This is a genomic window from Paenalcaligenes niemegkensis (genome assembly GCF_022230885.1).
GTDB lineage: Bacteria > Pseudomonadota > Gammaproteobacteria > Burkholderiales > Burkholderiaceae_B > Paenalcaligenes > Paenalcaligenes niemegkensis.
Window position 1 is genome coordinate 37,884 of the sequence record NZ_JAKGCT010000003.1, and the last position, 15,128, is coordinate 53,011.

General features: G+C 52.1%; 20 protein-coding genes, 1 tRNA gene and 2 pseudogenes. 5 read left to right on the forward strand and 18 right to left on the reverse strand.

All coding sequences use genetic code 11. The features are described from left to right. Positions 1-23: 23 nt before the first annotated feature. Positions 24-874, reverse strand: a pseudogene (locus tag L1889_RS03600) (inositol monophosphatase family protein). 150 nt (positions 875-1,024) lie between these two features. On the opposite strand from L1889_RS03600, the gene mnmC2 reads away from it, so the two are divergent. The 3 genes and pseudogenes from mnmC2 to L1889_RS03615 all read left to right on the forward strand — a co-directional run bounded on the left by mnmC2 (position 1,025) and on the right by L1889_RS03615 (position 5,492). Beyond that, positions 1,025-2,881, forward strand: a complete 1,857-nt coding sequence (gene mnmC2, locus L1889_RS03605) for a tRNA (5-methylaminomethyl-2-thiouridine)(34)-methyltransferase MnmC2 (protein WP_238663918.1) — start codon at positions 1,025-1,027, stop codon at positions 2,879-2,881. Between the two features lie 117 nt (positions 2,882-2,998). After that, positions 2,999-5,214: pseudogene (locus L1889_RS03610) on the forward strand (glycoside hydrolase family 31 protein). Between the two features lie 202 nt (positions 5,215-5,416). Continuing rightward, a tRNA-Lys gene (locus L1889_RS03615) sits at positions 5,417-5,492 on the forward strand. Positions 5,493-5,636: 144 nt separating this feature from the next. Here L1889_RS03615 and L1889_RS03620 read toward each other — a convergent pair. The 17 genes from L1889_RS03620 to L1889_RS03700 all read right to left on the reverse strand — a co-directional run bounded on the left by L1889_RS03620 (position 5,637) and on the right by L1889_RS03700 (position 14,664). After that, positions 5,637-6,593 carry a tyrosine-type recombinase/integrase gene (locus L1889_RS03620; protein ID WP_238663919.1) on the reverse strand — a complete coding sequence of 319 codons (957 nt, stop codon included), beginning with the start codon at positions 6,591-6,593 and terminating at the stop codon, positions 5,637-5,639. 208 nt (positions 6,594-6,801) lie between these two features. Further along, positions 6,802-7,605, reverse strand: a complete 804-nt coding sequence (locus tag L1889_RS03625; RefSeq protein ID WP_238663920.1) for a hypothetical protein — start codon at positions 7,603-7,605, stop codon at positions 6,802-6,804. Continuing rightward, positions 7,602-7,829, reverse strand: a complete 228-nt coding sequence (locus L1889_RS03630; RefSeq protein WP_238663921.1) for a hypothetical protein — start codon at positions 7,827-7,829, stop codon at positions 7,602-7,604. Before L1889_RS03630 ends, L1889_RS03625 begins: the two co-directional genes overlap by 4 nt. Continuing rightward, positions 7,826-8,641 (reverse strand): hypothetical protein, encoded by an 816-nt coding sequence (locus tag L1889_RS03635; protein WP_238663922.1) that lies wholly within the window; start codon positions 8,639-8,641, stop codon positions 7,826-7,828. The genes L1889_RS03630 and L1889_RS03635 overlap by 4 nt, the downstream gene beginning before the upstream one ends. 2 nt (positions 8,642-8,643) lie before the next feature. Then, entirely contained in the window at positions 8,644-9,009 is a 366-nt protein-coding gene (locus L1889_RS03640; RefSeq protein ID WP_238663923.1) for a hypothetical protein, read from the reverse strand. Then, on the reverse strand, positions 8,996-9,208 hold the full coding sequence (locus tag L1889_RS03645; RefSeq protein WP_238663924.1) for a hypothetical protein: 213 nt from the start codon (positions 9,206-9,208) through the stop codon (positions 8,996-8,998). The genes L1889_RS03640 and L1889_RS03645 overlap by 14 nt, the downstream gene beginning before the upstream one ends. Beyond that, positions 9,201-9,440: a hypothetical protein gene (locus L1889_RS03650; RefSeq protein ID WP_238663925.1), complete on the reverse strand. Its 240-nt coding sequence runs from the start codon at positions 9,438-9,440 to the stop codon at positions 9,201-9,203. The genes L1889_RS03645 and L1889_RS03650 overlap by 8 nt, the downstream gene beginning before the upstream one ends. 20 nt (positions 9,441-9,460) lie before the next feature. Then, a complete protein-coding gene (locus L1889_RS03655) occupies positions 9,461-9,892 on the reverse strand; it encodes a hypothetical protein (protein ID WP_238663926.1) in 432 nt (143 codons plus the stop codon). Beyond that, positions 9,889-10,224 carry a hypothetical protein gene (locus L1889_RS03660; protein WP_238663927.1) on the reverse strand — a complete coding sequence of 112 codons (336 nt, stop codon included), beginning with the start codon at positions 10,222-10,224 and terminating at the stop codon, positions 9,889-9,891. The genes L1889_RS03655 and L1889_RS03660 overlap by 4 nt, the downstream gene beginning before the upstream one ends. After that, positions 10,217-10,690: a hypothetical protein gene (locus tag L1889_RS03665; RefSeq protein WP_238663928.1), complete on the reverse strand. Its 474-nt coding sequence runs from the start codon at positions 10,688-10,690 to the stop codon at positions 10,217-10,219. Before L1889_RS03665 ends, L1889_RS03660 begins: the two co-directional genes overlap by 8 nt. Next, positions 10,687-11,436, reverse strand: a complete 750-nt coding sequence (locus L1889_RS03670) for a hypothetical protein (RefSeq protein ID WP_238663929.1) — start codon at positions 11,434-11,436, stop codon at positions 10,687-10,689. Before L1889_RS03670 ends, L1889_RS03665 begins: the two co-directional genes overlap by 4 nt. Positions 11,437-11,677: 241 nt before the next feature. Further along, positions 11,678-12,385 carry an ORF6N domain-containing protein gene (locus tag L1889_RS03675; protein WP_238663930.1) on the reverse strand — a complete coding sequence of 236 codons (708 nt, stop codon included), beginning with the start codon at positions 12,383-12,385 and terminating at the stop codon, positions 11,678-11,680. A gap of 142 nt (positions 12,386-12,527) precedes the next feature. After that, on the reverse strand, positions 12,528-12,899 hold the full coding sequence (locus L1889_RS03680) for a hypothetical protein (protein ID WP_238663931.1): 372 nt from the start codon (positions 12,897-12,899) through the stop codon (positions 12,528-12,530). A 35-nt stretch (positions 12,900-12,934) separates the two neighbouring features. Then, entirely contained in the window at positions 12,935-13,444 is a 510-nt protein-coding gene (locus L1889_RS03685) for a hypothetical protein (RefSeq protein WP_238663932.1), read from the reverse strand. A gap of 69 nt (positions 13,445-13,513) precedes the next feature. Continuing rightward, entirely contained in the window at positions 13,514-13,858 is a 345-nt protein-coding gene (locus tag L1889_RS03690; RefSeq protein WP_238663933.1) for a hypothetical protein, read from the reverse strand. Between the two features lie 68 nt (positions 13,859-13,926). Further along, positions 13,927-14,256: a hypothetical protein gene (locus tag L1889_RS03695; protein ID WP_238663934.1), complete on the reverse strand. Its 330-nt coding sequence runs from the start codon at positions 14,254-14,256 to the stop codon at positions 13,927-13,929. A 30-nt stretch (positions 14,257-14,286) separates the two neighbouring features. Next, complete coding sequence (locus L1889_RS03700) at positions 14,287-14,664, reverse strand: helix-turn-helix domain-containing protein (protein ID WP_238663935.1); 378 nt, start codon at positions 14,662-14,664, stop codon at positions 14,287-14,289. 72 nt (positions 14,665-14,736) lie between these two features. On the opposite strand from L1889_RS03700, the gene L1889_RS03705 reads away from it, so the two are divergent. Together L1889_RS03705 and L1889_RS03710 are read left to right on the forward strand one after the other, a co-directional pair. Next, positions 14,737-14,967, forward strand: a complete 231-nt coding sequence (locus tag L1889_RS03705; protein WP_238663936.1) for a hypothetical protein — start codon at positions 14,737-14,739, stop codon at positions 14,965-14,967. Then, on the forward strand, positions 14,960-15,112 hold the full coding sequence (locus L1889_RS03710; protein WP_238663937.1) for a hypothetical protein: 153 nt from the start codon (positions 14,960-14,962) through the stop codon (positions 15,110-15,112). The genes L1889_RS03705 and L1889_RS03710 overlap by 8 nt, the downstream gene beginning before the upstream one ends. Positions 15,113-15,128 lie beyond the last annotated feature (16 nt).

A 15,128-nucleotide genomic window follows, 5' to 3' on the forward strand; every position in this document is an offset into this window, starting at 1 on the left:
GGCGGTTCTGGCCCCGTCCGAGTTTATTCAGGCCTGCGTAAATGAGGCTGCAGCATTTGCTGCAGCTCGTCTTTTATTGATGCATTTGCACTGGAAACATAACCGCCAATAGGCCAGGGATCTTGGCCGTACATATCTTCGCAGTAGCCTCCCGCTTCGCGAACGATGACTGTGCCCGCAGCGACGTCCCAGGGCGCGAGACCCATTTCCCAGTAACCGTCAAAGCGGCCGCAGGCAACCCAGGCCAGGTCGAGTGCAGCGGCCCCTAAGCGACGGATGCCGCGGGTGCTGGTAATGGCTGTATGAAGCGTAGGCATGTACTGTTCGGCAAAGCTAAAGTCTCTAAAGGGAAATCCCGTTGCCAGTACAGATTCGGAGAGCGTGCTCGAGGTTGAGCACTGGATGCGCTGGCCATTTAGCCAGGCGCCGACTCCGTGCATGGCGGTAAAGAGTTCTTCGCGATTGGGGTCATACACGACTCCGATTACGGGAGTGTCCTGTTCGAGGGGGCGTCTCCGGCTACGATGCTGCCTTTGTGGGCAATCAGCGCAATGGATACAGCGTAGTGGGGAATGCCGTGAAGGAAGTTGGTGGTGCCATCGAGGGGGTCGATGTACCAGGTCGCAAGACCCGTACTTTCGCCGCCGCTTTCTTCGGCGACGATGCCAAATTGTGGGGTGCGTTCGCGAAGAATTTCGATGGTTGCAGCCTCGGCTTCGCGGTCTGCCTGAGAGACGAGGTCGTTGCGAGCCTTAGTGTCGATGATGAGTTCGCTGCGATTACCCGCGTGAGCCTGTAAAATGCCAGCAGCAGCCACAGCGGCGCTAACTGCGGCTTCCAGACTGTCACTTAAAGGTAGACGTAAAGATTGCATAAATAAAGCCCGAAACTAAGTAATTAACAATTGCTCGAACATATCGAGACGCGTTCGCTATGGATGGCGATTTATTTTATTGTAAGTGAGGGCTGCGTCGTTTGTACGGCGAAGTTCTGCACATAAAACTTTCTATTAGACCTGATAACTATGACTGCAAGGTTTCAGCCCCTGATTGCAGCGCAGCCTGGCTTCAATGAGTCGGGGATTGCCCAAAGCCAGAACTATGATGATGTCTATCATTCAGCCGCGGGGGCCCTGGCACAGGCTGAACATGTTTTTTTAGGCGGTAACCATCTGCCACTAAGATGGCAGCACCAAGATAGCTTCACCATTTGTGAAACGGGATTCGGTCTGGGCAACAATTTTTTGGCGACCTGGGCGCGATGGCGTGAAGATGATCTGCGCTGCACTCGGCTGCATTATCTGGCCTTTGAGGCTCATCCTTTTAATAAGCATGATCTGCGGCGTATGCTGGACAGCAGTCCTCTTGCTATTCAACCCCTGGTCGAGCAGTTGGTGAAGCAATGGCCTGAGCTATTGCCAGGCATACATCGCTTAAGTTTCGAGGCCGAGAATTTAACGCTAACCCTGGTCTTTGGCGATATCAGCCAAAAAGCCAAACTGGTGAATGCTAAGGTCAACGCTTTTTATCTCGATGGTTTTTCGCCACGCGTAAATCCTGAAATGTGGTCCCGGCGTCTGTTCGGGCAATTGGTGCGCTTATCAGCCTTTGGTGCGACAGCGGCAAGCTGGTGCTGTGCCGGTCAAGTCAGGCGCGATTTACGAGATGCAGGTTTTGTGGTTGAGAAAGCGCCTGGCTTTGCATCAAAACGCGAAATGATGCGAGCGCAGCTTCGACCCAATTTAGGTTCAGCGCTGCGAGTTCCTCCTGCTTGTGTGACGGTCGTGGGAGCGGGAATTGCCGGAGCGGCAACCGCTGCTGCCCTGGCGCGTCGCGGCATCGATGTAAAGGTGTTGGATCCAGTGCTGGAGCGAGGGAATGGGGCCTCTCATCAGGGCCACCGGGCATTGGCTATGACCCCTATTGTTACGAGTGACGATGCGCCACGAGCTCGTTTAAGTCGGGCTGGTTTACTGCTGGCAAAACGTTACTGGCAGGAAAGTGCACCTGGCGCCTGCCATAGGGCGGGCACTATCACTGCCGCCACCACGCGAGAAGATGATGCCGCAATGAAAAAGGCGGTTTTGGCCATGGGCTTTCCCCAAAGCTGGGTTCATTATGCGGATGCGGGGCAGCTTTCAGAACTGTTGGGTTCTGCTCTGCCTTTTGGAGGGCTTGTTTATCCACAGGCTACGCTGGCCGATCCAGAGATGCTGATTTCCGGCTTGCTGAGCCTGCCTCGCATACATACGTATTCGGTTCAAGTGCATGATTTGATGCAACAAGAGGGCGGGTGGCAGTTAAATTTGCATGAGGCCGGCACTGCCAAACACGCGGAATGGCTGTTTGCTGAATGTGTGGTGTTATGCAATGCAATTTCCGCGCCTGCCATGGCTCTGAAGGCTGTGCCCCATTTGCATGCCACACGCTTCATGAGCATGATGAGCCTGCCTGGCCAGGTCAGTTTTTACGACAACACTGATTTTCAGCTTTCTCCATCTGTCATACTAGCAGGTGATGGGTATCTACTTCCCGCGCTGGACGGTGTACGAGTCGGAGGGAGCACGTATGGTCACGCAACGGACGAAGTTCAAGTTACCCAAGCCGGACATCAGCATATACAAGACATTCTTGGGCGCTGGCGTTCCCAGTTAAAGGCAGAGCGCTTCAGGGCAATTGGCGGATGGGCTGGGCAGCGGGCCGCTACCAGTGATCGTTTGCCAGTGTTTGCCCAAGGCGCAGAAGGGCTTTGGCTGAACAGCGGCTATGGGTCGAATGGCTTTAGTTGGGCGGCATTATGCGCAGAAGAGTTGGCTGCGCAACTGTGTAATGAGCCTGGCGTGCTAGAGAGGGATTTATCGCGAGCGATAGGTCTGCGATAATGTACAAATAACGAGGGGTTCTACGTTGGTTTATAGGCTACATTTTCTTTTGTAGCACAAATACGTCAGAATAGTACCTTTATTAGAATTTTTGGGCTTTGCCCTGGGGATCGCACTGTGCCGTCCAACACACACTCTGATGACGTGACGCAATTGTTTAATCTTCTGAGTAACATCGCTATCAAACCTTCGTGTGCTGATTTTCAAGCATCGGAGGCCGATCACATTTTACGCGTTGAAGCGCATTCGCCGGGCGTTTTCCGCCTGCGTTTCGGCGCCCTTAAACATATACAGCCCGAACGTATTTCGCTTCGCGCACAGCAATATGCTGAAATGCTGCTGGCACGCGAAGATGCTGTGGGTGAGTTTGCCCTTGAAGAAGACATAAAAACCGACGAAGGTTGGCGTCTAGAGCAAGGTGACTGCACGCTCGAACTTAGACACTCGCCTTTTTCGCTGCTATTGCGGCGTGGTGAGGATATCTTGCTAGAGGTAGCCGATTCAGGTGTGGCTCAAGTTCCGGCGGATGATACCGGCGCATGGCAAATTGCTTTTACGCTACACGAGGATGAAGAGCTCTTTGGCCTTGGCGAAAGCAGCACTGAGCTAAGGCGCCGCGGAATACAGGTACGCTCCGATAAGCCTGGCGACAGAAGCCTGCCTTTGCTGTGGAGCACTAAAGGGTGGGGTGTCTACATCAACACCTTGCAGCGCGTTGATCACGATGTGGCAAGCACAGTCAGTGATCTCTATCAGGTTCGTGTCGAAGCTACCGTCCTTGATGTGTTCCTGTTCGCCGGTGCGCCCACCGAGATTCTTAATCAATACAGCGCATTGACTGGCAGGGCGGGCCAGCCAGGCTTATGGCCTATGGGAGTCTGGCTGGAGCAGGCTCCGGGACAGCCCACAAGTCAGACTTTCGATTTGCTTCGTGTCTTGCGCGAAGCACAAATGGGCCTGGATGGTGTGGCGCTGTCGGGGCCGGCGCTGTATGGATTTTCCGCTGACCGTCCTTTATTCGAATGGGATGATCAGCGCATTCCCGATATACGGGACATCACGGCCAAGGCGCACGAGCAGCAGGTGCAACTGGCTGGTCGTACTTTTCCAGGCGTGCTGGCAGGTACAGCCTTGTTTGACGAGTGGGAAGACAGAGGCTGGCTGCTTGTTGATGATGACAGCGGTGAAGCGCATTTGTTTGCAGGTAACGAAACGACAGGCGGGCAACCTTTTGCTCTTTTAGATCTTAGTCATAAAGATGCGTTTCGCTTATGGTCGGAGCGCCAGCGCCAGGTCTTTGACGAAGGTCTCGGAGCGCCCATCTGTAGCGCCGAGTTTGATATTCCCGATACCATTACCGCGCGGGGTGGAGAGTCCGGAGCCCTTTTGCGCACGATCTATCCAATCCTGGTGCGGCAGGCTTTGTTCGAGGCTTTTGCAGGCCACAAAACACCGCAGGAAGGGGTGGTCCTGTCCTCAGACTTATTCCCGGGCGCTCAGCGCTATTCACTGCAAACGGGCCCGCATATTACCAATGACTGGGCAGGTCTCGAACACACCTTGCGTACCGCCTTATCCTTGGGCAACAGCGGCATTGCTGCGCAAACCCACAAACTGGGCAATGCTGTGATGCCCACCACAAACATGACTCCCGAACTCTATATTCGCTGGCTGGCAATGGGAGTGTTTTCGGCGAACTTTAGTTTTCAAGGCATTCCTGAACTGCTTCCGGGCGCTTTCGATGAAAAAACCCGAGAGCTCGTGGCCCACTGGCTGCAGTGGCGCTATAGGCTAGTGCCCTATGTTTTGGGTATTATCGAAGAGTCTGTACGCTGCGGCCTTCCCGTGCAACGTTCCATGGCTCTGGAGTTTCCATTAGATGCCTATGCTCACGAGTGGGATACCCAATATATGTTGGGGTCGGCTTTACTTGTCGCTCCGTTCTTGCGGCCCGGAGATGAAATGGAAGTTTATCTGCCTGAAGGCAATGCTTGGTGGGACCTCGCTACAGGGTGGCGTTACGAGGGGGTACTACCTGGACAGTCAAGGCGGGCCTGGACCGACTCCCTGTGTTTGGACGGGAAGGACACATGCTTTGTTTAGGGCCGGCGGTACTCAATACCAGTGAATTCAACTCGGCTCGTTTGCTCGAAGAAGTCTGGATGTTCGGCATGCCGGAATGCAGTCCAGAGGTCATGCGCAACAAAATTCGTGTGATGCAGATGCAAGGCTCCAGCTATATTAAGGGTCTTGAGGGTTTGAAGATTCTGCCCTCCGAGGGCCTGGAGGTGAAACGTCGGGGTGCCGAGGTCCGGATCTCCCGTGCGCGTTAAGCTTTAATGTAGAAACAGCTTTTGATCTATGCCGGTTTCTGACTTCAGAAACCGGCATTTTTTGTTTATTTCATTGAGTGTACTGAACGTCAGTTTTCGCCTTAAATCGCGATTTTTTAAAATAAATGCCTTTATTTAAGGTTTTTTGAAAAAAGGGCTTGACGCACCTATGCGATTTCGTGCATAATTCAATTCTTCGGTCGGGTCGTTAGCTCAGCTGGTAGAGCACCGGACTTTTAATCCGTTGGTCGCGCGTTCGAATCGCGCACGACCCACCAATCGAACTGAAGTAAATCAAGCACTTAGCGCTACCCTAGCCGGTAGCGCTTTTTGTTTTTCAGGCTCGTTTGACCAAAAGTTGACTACGTCTGCGTGACTGGCCAAATGCGAGGTAGCCAAGTGCGCATACTTCTGCACCATCTCTACTGTTTCCCATCCCCCAATTCTTTAAGCACCATTAGCGGCGTACCGGCTTGTACATGCCAGCTTGCCCACGTGTGCCTGAAATCATGAAAGCGGAAGTTTTCAATCCCGATAGCTCGGCAGGCTCGCTTTAAATCACGGTCGTCCACCTGACTGATCTTGATCGGCTTGTCTGTTTTCAACGGGGGGCGCTCAAACACATAAGTGATAGCAGTTTCAAGCCTGCGCTTGATGACAGAGATTGCATCGGCGTTTAGCGGTACCGCACGCGCATACCCTGATTTAGCATTCTCAGCTCTTACCCAAGCCGTCGACCGTGAAAGGTCTACATCAGACGGGAGCAAGCCGAGTAACTCGTCTTCACGCATTCCAGTAGCCACGGCCACTAGTGAGACGTCACGCATCCAAGGTAGCCGCATAGCAGTTATTAATGCGGCAATGACTGGCTGTGGCTCCCAGCGAACCCGCTGCTTAGGCTCTTTGAATCGGCCGATCTTGGGGGCGTGGGTGAGCCAGCCCCATTCGACTGACAAATTCAATATGCGCCGAATTGTAGACAGGTAACGATTCTTTGTGGCCGGTGTTAACGGTGTGGGCTTGCGGTGCGCGTGTGTAGTGTGCGTTGGCAGATTTTGCATAATCGTGCCGGAGGTTAAAGATCGAATGGGGCTGCTGCCACCAAGAGCTTCGCGCCAGTACTGGACATGCCGCTTCTTTGTCTCGTAGTCGCTTTGCCCTTCGGACAGCTTTAGCATTTGTAGGGCAGCCTCATCAAATGTGTATGAATGCCCTTCATTTAGTTTCTCAGCGCGCCAATACTCGGCCTTTAATCGGTCGTGGTATTCTTGCGCTGCTTTTTTACTGGTTGTGCCAGCAGTATGTCTAACTCTTTCGCCGCCTGGCGTGTAGAAGTCGACCGACCAGATGCCGGTCTTTTTGTTTTCGCGGATTGACATGGACTCTCCTGTCCCCGCAGCGACAATCGAATCAGATTGTTACGCGGTTTAGATAATTCAGCAAGGGTTGATGGCCATACGCGCCACACGCGGGACCCTGGGAGCCTGAAGGCGATGCTTTTTCGTTTCATGAAAATGGTGTGATACGACAGGCCAAGCCTGTCGGCCACTTGCTGCAGCGTTAGGGCCGTTTCAGCTTCTTTAGGGCTCATGTCACACCTTCATCAATTCCAGCGACACCAGGCGTCAGACGGAACTTACCCTCAATAAAAGGGTGAGTCACAAACGCAGGCGTTGCCTGGCTGCATTCAGCGACAAACAGCTTAAATACTGTATTGACGTCTTTAGTCCAATAAACGGCATAGCTGCTGCCTTCCGCTTCGTCATGCGAGTTTTTAACCATACCTGCTGGTTTTGGGCTGTACGGTAGTTGCCGCATTACCTGATCGCTGACGTGAGCTGGAATGCCGTACTTGGCAAACATGCGCTTTCGGATATGTGTAATGGCTTCGGCGTTGCTGGGTCGCTTGCTCATGAGCTGGTATTCCACCAGATCATCGACTCGTTGTTCGACTCGCGCGACTACTTGAGCCTGTTCTGCTTGCTTGCGCTCCATTTCGACTAGATAGGTGGCTTGGGCTTGGATTAGTTCAGCCTGAGTAAGGGGGCGTGAGCGCTCTTGCTCAAGCTCCGTCATACGATCAAAGACCGCGGCCTGGATATCGTAGCTATACGACATGGCCATAAGGCAAGCTTCGCGTTTCGGGAAGCGGTAGCCTGCTCTTGGTCGACCGTAGCTATCCGGAAGATCGCATTCAAATGAATGAGATGTCTCCCCTAGCACCTTCGGCACTTTCGCGAGAAAGTTGGCATGCGTCAGCTGAGGGCGCTCATCGGATGGAAAAGGCTTGCCTTCTTGCTTCGCCGCTTCCTTGCGGTGCTGATTGATAAAGTCCACCAACTCCAGACTGGTCATTGTGACGGCGTTGTTGCCGGTAATGATATTAGTCATTGCGAACCCTCCTGCGTACCGTGCGTATCATTAAAAACTTCAAGTAGGGCAGAGCACAGGTGCTCGCAGCTAAAGCCCTCGTCCTGCAAGATAGCGCCCAGCGCTAAAAAGGATATAAACACCACTTCGTTCGGGGGCGCGCCTATGGCTTTGGCGTGAGTTGCTGTCGCGGGCAGCAGGGTGCCAAGAACGAAAGGTTCGTACCTGTCTCTTATGCTTTTCATGCCGCCACCTCCCGAGTAGTCCAGCCGCTGACAATCAGATTGCGGTAGATTGCCGGAGCGTCACTCCACTGGTCTCTACCTTCTTTCTGCAGATATTCAAATGCTCGCATGGCTTCTTGCTCGTCGCGTGGCTGAATGCTGGCCATCATGGTAAAGCAGTACGTTTCGTGCGCATAAACTTGCGGTATTGTGTCTCCCGCATAATCGACGGTGGAGCCCCGCAAAAAATACAGTCTTTCACTGTATTCCATCGCATACAGGCAGTCGTCAATAGTGGTGGGGACTAGCGCTGGATGTTTAGCGAACCGTTTTGCGGCTGCCTCCTCGTCATAGGTGACAAATCCGTTCCGGTCGTTTTTCTTTGCTCTGTTTAGAGCCTTTACGCATGCGTCTTCCGCTGGTGTATTGGCAAATAGCGCATCTATGTCGCCAAAGCGCGATAGGGCCTCATGCCTACGGCTAGCCTGCTCGATTGCTCTTTTAGCTTGCTTTTCCAGCTCACCAAAACCCATGGTGGCGAATAGTACGGCGAACGTATTTTTGGGGTTCGCCTGACTGGCGTGATGAGCGTAGCGGTCGCTAAGCACTTTCATGGGCGTCTTGATTTGCTTGGCAGCCTCCAATGCCTTGTCAATCAGGCCTTGGTTTCCGGTTTTTACCACCGACTGCAGCCACAGAACGGCATCGACTTCATGGTCTCCAGTGACAGTCTGTTGGGGTGGCATGTCCGGTATAGCAAGGGCGGTACTTGCGCTGGGCTGGATTGGTGGCAGAGTGAATAGCTCACGTAGCTGTTGGTTGTTATTAAGCATGATCAAGCCTCCGGACGAACGGAAATGGAAACGAATTGCCCTTCGTACTTTTCGAGTGCATCGAGCGTGACGTCTATGGCGTTGTGGCCTATAGCGTCCCATATATGGACGCCATCCATCCCGGCGACACGGGCCTTAACGGTGAAGTGCAGCATTTCTGACTTGCGCACCGGATATCCCTTGGCGGCCATTAGTCCACGAGCGGCGTTGGCAGCTTCGATCTGCTGCTTGCGGTCACCGTGTAATAGCGTGAAGCTGGCAGCGTCTAGCGCTAGGGCAAAGTCCCCAGCATCGCTCTTCCAGCGGTTGCGGGACTGCTGCACGATTGCGATTTTGGCCTCGGGGCGAATTGACTTAGAGCGCTTCATGCTGGCCTCCTTTTTCCGCTTTGTGAATAAGGTCGCTCAGAAGCTCCATCTTGCTGCCGATAGCCATTTTCCCTAGCTCTATTAGCCCATCCTCACGTTTTGAGCAGGGAGTTGCCTCACATATCAACTCCAGAATTAAAAGCGCATTTAGCAGGTCATTGTGGTGATCGCGAAGCTTAGCTATTTCTGTATTATTCATCGCCGGACTCCTGCTTTGTGGAAACACCGCAGAACGGGCAGTAGGAGGCTTTCACCGAGAATTCCTTGCCTTTTGCGCTTCGGTAGCCCACAGCGTCGGCCTTCACTCTAAATGGGATACCGATGTGTTCGCCGCCGCCCTTGCCAAACGTCCACATGATGTTCTGGCAACGAACGGACTCGATGGGCGCATTAACTTCGGGTTGATGGAAGTCCTTCACCGTGGCTTCCAATCGTTTTATGCAATCGCAGTTCATAGCACACCCCCAAAGAAGCCATGAGCCGCGCCATCTGTGTGGATAGTCAAAGCCTTTAGCGCATCCTCAATGGCTCTTTTTTCGGCCACAGCAAGAAGATCAAGGTCGGCTGTCAAAATCCGCTGTGCGAGCAATTCCACTGCCTCTATCGTCTTTTGATAGCTTGCTCCCATATCCTCGGGATTGGCTTTGGTGGGTACAGCTGGGGGCGGTGATGCCATGCCTAAGATATTGGGGCGCTGATCGCCAGCATACTCAGCCAGTTCGGTCGCAAGATCACTACCGAGCAGCGCGATGGTGGAGATGGATATACCACCGTCGGTGATGCCTGGGTATGTCTCGTCAATGACCCTGAAAAGCTCATTTAATTGCCAAGCACGGCTTTCAATATCAACGGCGCTGAGTGTGGGTTGTTGATTTGTGCTCATTGCTTTGCTCCCTTCTTTTCTATGGCCGCAACACTCTGTGCCGCTATTAGTAGACGGGCAACCTCATGGCCCATGCCGTTTACTGCACACAAGAAATCTTGAATAACGTTGCTGGGTAGGTCATCCAAGCTGCCGAGATCGATGAAGTGAAAGGGCGCAGTGATTTGCTCTATGCGCTCAGCCCTGACGAGTGCAGCATCGATGATGGTCGTGGCGGTAGCGTCTGGGTTGACCATTAGCGCCGACTTGCCGTTATCGTCGGTCGCTCTTTCGCTGTCATTAAAGATGGTTGTGTGGCCTTCATCACGGCAGTGGAGATAGAACTTAGTCATTGCCGGCCTCCTTTTCCATCACATCATTCAGCACCGTTTCGACCTCATCCATGGTCTCGCAGCGATGCTCAATGATTTCTGCTGCAGCTACAAGCAGAGCAAAGTGATCTATTTTTCCAAATCCTGCTTGGCCGTTAGCGTTTATGACGGCCATCACACTGCGTATCTGCGCGAGAGCGAGATTCAGATCGATGCTGGTTCCGTATGCCACGGCGAGGCTTGGATCAAAAGGTAGCTTTGCGGGGGCGGGTAGGGTAGCTGGCTGCGGCTTAACTCCATCATCGAAATCCTGTAGAGCCGCTAGAGCTGTTTGACTGGCGCAATCCGCTGCCTCGATGATGTCGTGAATAATGTTTTTGGCGGTACTTGTGCCTGGATGACTTGAAAGCTTTTTGGCCTGAGCCTCAATATGGTCGTGGGCAAGCTTGGCGACCAGAAGCTCGTCGCGTAGTTTGGTTGCAATCATGCCGCGCCTCCTACAGGAGACAGGGTCAGGCCTTTAGATGATAGAGACGCTTCGATGGCTTTACTGGTTTTGCCTGCCACACCGTCTAATCTCAATAGATCAAGCACTGTCATTGCGGTGAGCTGAGTAACTGTTTCGACGTTGTTCTTGAGTAATGCGCGCTCTGCATAGCCAGGTAGTCCTAGCTGCTCGATGCGATCAAACTCAGACGGCCTATAGACCTCAAAAGCCGCATCCTCAACGCTAACAATGGCTAGTCTGTCGTTGGTTTTGAGGTTTAGGCTATAAATTGCTGCGGTGTTTTCGCGCTCCATGGCGAGTGCCAGGTTAGTTAGCGGTGAGCCGTTGTCGTCCACTTGGGCGTCTTGGCCTTCTGGCGAGAGCTTTGTAAACTCGACGCACGCAGGGCCGAAGCTGCGGATGCTGGACGGCTCACCTGATACCATCCATGAGACCATTAGCTCGCCAATTGCGTCGAGAAATTGACACTGAGCCTCATAGCGTAGGGGCGGTATAGACTCGCGAAGATTGCTATAGAAGAAATATCCCTCCGCAGCTTCTTTGCGCTCCAAAAACTCATTCCACCAAACTGCTGCGGCTGTATATCCGTCAGTGAACTGCGATGCGTTTTTCTTTTCTTCTACGGGTGTATCATTAATACCATTGACCAAAATATGGCATTTTGGTATTGTTGTAGACGTAGGAATTCCTTGCTGATTATTTTCAGCAATAAGTTTCTTAGACATTTTCTATCCCTTAGATTGTCTGAGTTAAAGGCAGATGCTCGAACATCTGGTTTTGCTTAGCCCCAAATTTGCATATGCAGTTTGGGGCTTTGTTTTATCCGTACTCGGATTTCTTGCTTTGCATATTTCTTTATCCTTTCGTTTTAAATTGATCTATATGAACATCCTACATACCTGGCTCTGCAGGATTCAAGCCCTCTCAACGTGGAGGCATTCGGATTAAGATGTTAGCTGTTAATTGTTAGTTGAATCTTACAGCCAATGGTTTTGTTCTGTCAAGTGAATCTAACAAATGAGGCGGATTGAGTTCAAGCTGCATTTGCTGGCCGAGCAGGCCGGCGCGGTTGGATTGCAACTGCCGCGAATCGTTATCTGTGTCTTGGCCGGTGAGTATTCGCTCAGCGAATTGATGCGCCTTGGCTACGTCGCTGAACGTCATTGACCGAAACCGATCTACGCCGACGTAATGGGATAGGCCGCGATAAATAAATGGCAAGGAAATGCGATGGCGGGCCATAATCAGCACAGAATCTATGAGGAGAGGCACGCGGTCGCGGACGGTGCTAAGCCGTCTGGGTGCCCCCTGGATCTCTTCTCGCTCGAAGTAGGATTCCTCTAGCGCCTCAAACACGTCCCATGCTTGATTGGTTTCCAACATCTTTGCGTGCCTGGCCGCACCGCGTTTTGTCCAGAGAATCAGCTCGCGGGTATGGCGGCTTGTAACTGAGTGACTTTCAGTCATCCTGTCTTTGAGAGCGCGCAGATTGGCACCCGCCAGCCGGAAGAAGTGCCGCCCCTCGATGAAGCGATCTTCGTTCCGGTTGAAGTTCTTTGTGATGTTGTTTGCCTGAGCGCCATACTGCCGCGCCAGCAGTTCCGTTGTGGTGACGCGTTGGCCGGACCAAGTAATGATTGGCAGGCTGGTGGCTTTTGTGGTTTTCTGCACCATGCAATTTCCTTTGGGGAATGAACATGGGGACAGCTTAGGTGTTGATGTCGTCGGCCGCTAGATAGCTATACCAGCATAGAGCCCACTGTACTGGATGGATGCGTACCACGCTGGCTCGGCGCTTATTCTGCTGGCTGAGTGCTCACTGTGCCGGTTGGGTGAGGGTTGCTTTTTTCCACTCTCTACACCAGGCCTCAATGGTTGGCTGGCTTGTCAGGCCGATCTCTTTCTCTAGCATGCTGCGTGCAAAGGCTGCTTGGCTGGGGTAGAGGTGAGGGTGCACTTGCCACGTTTTCCAGCAACCCAAAACCCATTCTTTAGCTTTTTGTTTGGGGTCTTTGAGCAGCCTCGCCGCTGCGGCAGCTCTTCCTATATTTGATCTGATTAAGGCCACGGTTTCCGCGCTCTCCAATACATCCTTCCTTGCTTCTGTGTCGGCGCTTTCCCACATATGGAGGCCATTCTCTAGGGAGATGGCATCATAGGCCTCATCTATTAAATCAAGCGCCTTCAATGCGTCTTTCTCAGCGAAGGCCTGATTAGCTAGAGCTAAGCAATAACATGCAAAAGCTTTGAGGACTGTTTGATCGTTGGGGGTGGGACTATTGGCGCTTCATCTAGTAGGATTTCTCCTATGGTTGAATTAATTTCCCCCAGGTCGTTGAATAGTATCCAGGCACCACCTTCAAGTTCAATATATCCTTCTGCCGTACTCAATTTTCTCGTGTGCTCGGTGTCTTCTACAGTGCGTGCAATCCTGGCTTCATCCATCCAATACGCTCCTTTCCAAGCGGCATGCCAGTATCGTTTGAGAGTATATGCATATAGATACGGAGCTTGATCGGCGTATTCTTCGTTGATTGCCGTCGTTTGTCGGATGTAGTTCTTAGAAATACGGTCGCCCAGCAGGGGTATCTGCTCTGGCAAAGGGATGGCATTCGGCAGATTCAACTTTGATAGCTTCGCAGTAGCCCGACTGGTTGCGTTAGTTGCCACCCTATTGAGCGTATCTAGATCAATGCTGTACGGGTCCTTGACATCTCTTTCTGGATTATCCATTTTCTTTTTCCCATAGCCGACACCAGTCTTCAATATTTTTGGTGCTTGTTAGGTGCTCGCACTCGGCGATCATCTGACGGGCGAAGTCAGCTTTTCCTGTGTAATAGCCGGGGTTTTTTGCCACTCCATCCAACATTTGAATATTCGTTGTTTTTCTTTTTGTTTTGGGTCTTTTTTGTGTCTCGATAATGCCGCCTGAACGGCAAGCTGTTTTCTGGCTCTCTGAAGCTCCACGTCGCGGGACGCTATCGCCGTTGCGTTCGCATTAGCCTCGCAGGCCTCAAGAGCGGACGCAATTCCATCTCTGCTATTGAGGCATAGACCTATTAAAGCATTGTCTATTTCAAGCAGGCAGGCAAAGCAAAAAAGCTGTAAGAAAATTTCGTTAACCTCATCATTACCCTCATGGTCCACTGAGTTTCTTAAGGTCCAAGCGAGACTCAGAATTTCTGATGGCTCTGCTTTTTGCGCCCAGTCTGGGGCTATCGGGTGACCGCTCTGGCACCGAACATCGATATTTTTTTGGCACGTAATTCATCGATAAGACCCCTACTTTCTTGAATATACTTATAAAAGCCTTTTAAGCCTTCTTCAAATTCATTCGCGCTTCCGACTGCTGGCATCTTGTCGTAAGCGCTTTTCCCTAGACTCCATAAGGCCTCACGGTCTGAGTCTTCTCCTCTCCCTATGTCCCAACCGTCCAAGCCATTCTCTCCGCCGGCTAATAGAAAATCACAATTAGGATTGTCTCCTGAGAAGGTTGTAAATGGGTTGTATATGAGTAATTTGGTTGGAGCATGAGGGCGGTCCATCAGCGTTTTTCCTTATCTTTGCTGTGACTATTAAGAGGATTCGTTTTGTTGAGCCAGGCATCCCGCCACAAATCGTTTAATCGTCGTTTCTAGGTCTCGCCTATCACTATCTGACAGGCGCTTAATGTCGTCTAGCGAAACGCTGGGGAAGGGCCATTCAACGAGACCATCTTCTTGCGCGACATAACCAGGCAGCGGTGTCCCTTCGCCAGTTGCAATCCACATCGGGTCAATTTTTGCCGCTCGTCCAATGCGCACAGCTACGTCTAGGCTGATGTTATTGACGTTTCCATTTCTCCAGTCGGTAACTGCGGCTCGGCTTACTTTCGCTTGTCGCGCCAATTCAGCGGCAGACCACCGCTTTTCGTGAAGAAGAAGTTCAATGCGTTTGGATAATGGAGTATTCATTTTGTTAGGTTACCTTAACAATAGTTAGATGTGGCTTGCATAATACTGTTAGATTGAATTAACATCTACAGTATGAATACACAGCACTCAGACCAAAATGATCTCCGGCCTTTGCTTTTGGCAATCCTTCAGGCAGGTATCCGCCAAGCTGACATAGCACGTCGCCTTGGCGTTTCTCGCGCCATGATCTGTGACGCCGCCAAACCTTCGAATAAACCGTGGATGCCCACCTACGCGAACGGACGGGCGCTGGTAGCTATGCATCGTGAGGTGTGTGGCTCAGAAGGGGGCGCTCATGCGTGACTTCACTCAGGGCGGCTATACCGGAGCGGTCGATACAGGCCCAAAACCTACACCTGATCCGCTTCCGGAGGGGCTGTATCGCCTGATGCCTCTGTGCCCCCAGAGTTCGCCGATGAAGCGCGAACCGAACATCTTATTCGCATAGGGCCAGACAACGTATG

Excerpts from the sequence above, each read along its gene's own strand:
- mnmC2 (WP_238663918.1), top strand. The coding sequence starts at position 1,025 with ATGACTGCAAGGTTTCAGCCCCTGATTGCAGCGCAGCCTGGCTTCAAT.
- L1889_RS03660 (WP_238663927.1), bottom strand. The coding sequence starts at position 10,224 with ATGACTAAGTTCTATCTCCACTGCCGTGATGAAGGCCACACAACCATC.
- L1889_RS03675 (WP_238663930.1), bottom strand. The coding sequence starts at position 12,385 with ATGGTGCAGAAAACCACAAAAGCCACCAGCCTGCCAATCATTACTTGG.
- L1889_RS03695 (WP_238663934.1), bottom strand. The coding sequence starts at position 14,256 with ATGGACCGCCCTCATGCTCCAACCAAATTACTCATATACAACCCATTT.
- L1889_RS03640 (WP_238663923.1), bottom strand. The coding sequence starts at position 9,009 with ATGAAGCGCTCTAAGTCAATTCGCCCCGAGGCCAAAATCGCAATCGTG.
- L1889_RS03685 (WP_238663932.1), bottom strand. The coding sequence starts at position 13,444 with ATGGATAATCCAGAAAGAGATGTCAAGGACCCGTACAGCATTGATCTA.
- L1889_RS03625 (WP_238663920.1), bottom strand. The coding sequence starts at position 7,605 with ATGACTAATATCATTACCGGCAACAACGCCGTCACAATGACCAGTCTG.
- L1889_RS03665 (WP_238663928.1), bottom strand. The coding sequence starts at position 10,690 with ATGATTGCAACCAAACTACGCGACGAGCTTCTGGTCGCCAAGCTTGCC.
- L1889_RS03710 (WP_238663937.1), top strand. The coding sequence starts at position 14,960 with ATGCGTGACTTCACTCAGGGCGGCTATACCGGAGCGGTCGATACAGGC.
- L1889_RS03655 (WP_238663926.1), bottom strand. The coding sequence starts at position 9,892 with ATGAGCACAAATCAACAACCCACACTCAGCGCCGTTGATATTGAAAGC.
- L1889_RS03700 (WP_238663935.1), bottom strand. The coding sequence starts at position 14,664 with ATGAATACTCCATTATCCAAACGCATTGAACTTCTTCTTCACGAAAAG.
- L1889_RS03645 (WP_238663924.1), bottom strand. The coding sequence starts at position 9,208 with ATGAATAATACAGAAATAGCTAAGCTTCGCGATCACCACAATGACCTG.
- L1889_RS03620 (WP_238663919.1), bottom strand. The coding sequence starts at position 6,593 with ATGTCAATCCGCGAAAACAAAAAGACCGGCATCTGGTCGGTCGACTTC.
- L1889_RS03630 (WP_238663921.1), bottom strand. The coding sequence starts at position 7,829 with ATGAAAAGCATAAGAGACAGGTACGAACCTTTCGTTCTTGGCACCCTG.
- L1889_RS03670 (WP_238663929.1), bottom strand. The coding sequence starts at position 11,436 with ATGTCTAAGAAACTTATTGCTGAAAATAATCAGCAAGGAATTCCTACG.
- L1889_RS03635 (WP_238663922.1), bottom strand. The coding sequence starts at position 8,641 with ATGCTTAATAACAACCAACAGCTACGTGAGCTATTCACTCTGCCACCA.
- L1889_RS03705 (WP_238663936.1), top strand. The coding sequence starts at position 14,737 with ATGAATACACAGCACTCAGACCAAAATGATCTCCGGCCTTTGCTTTTG.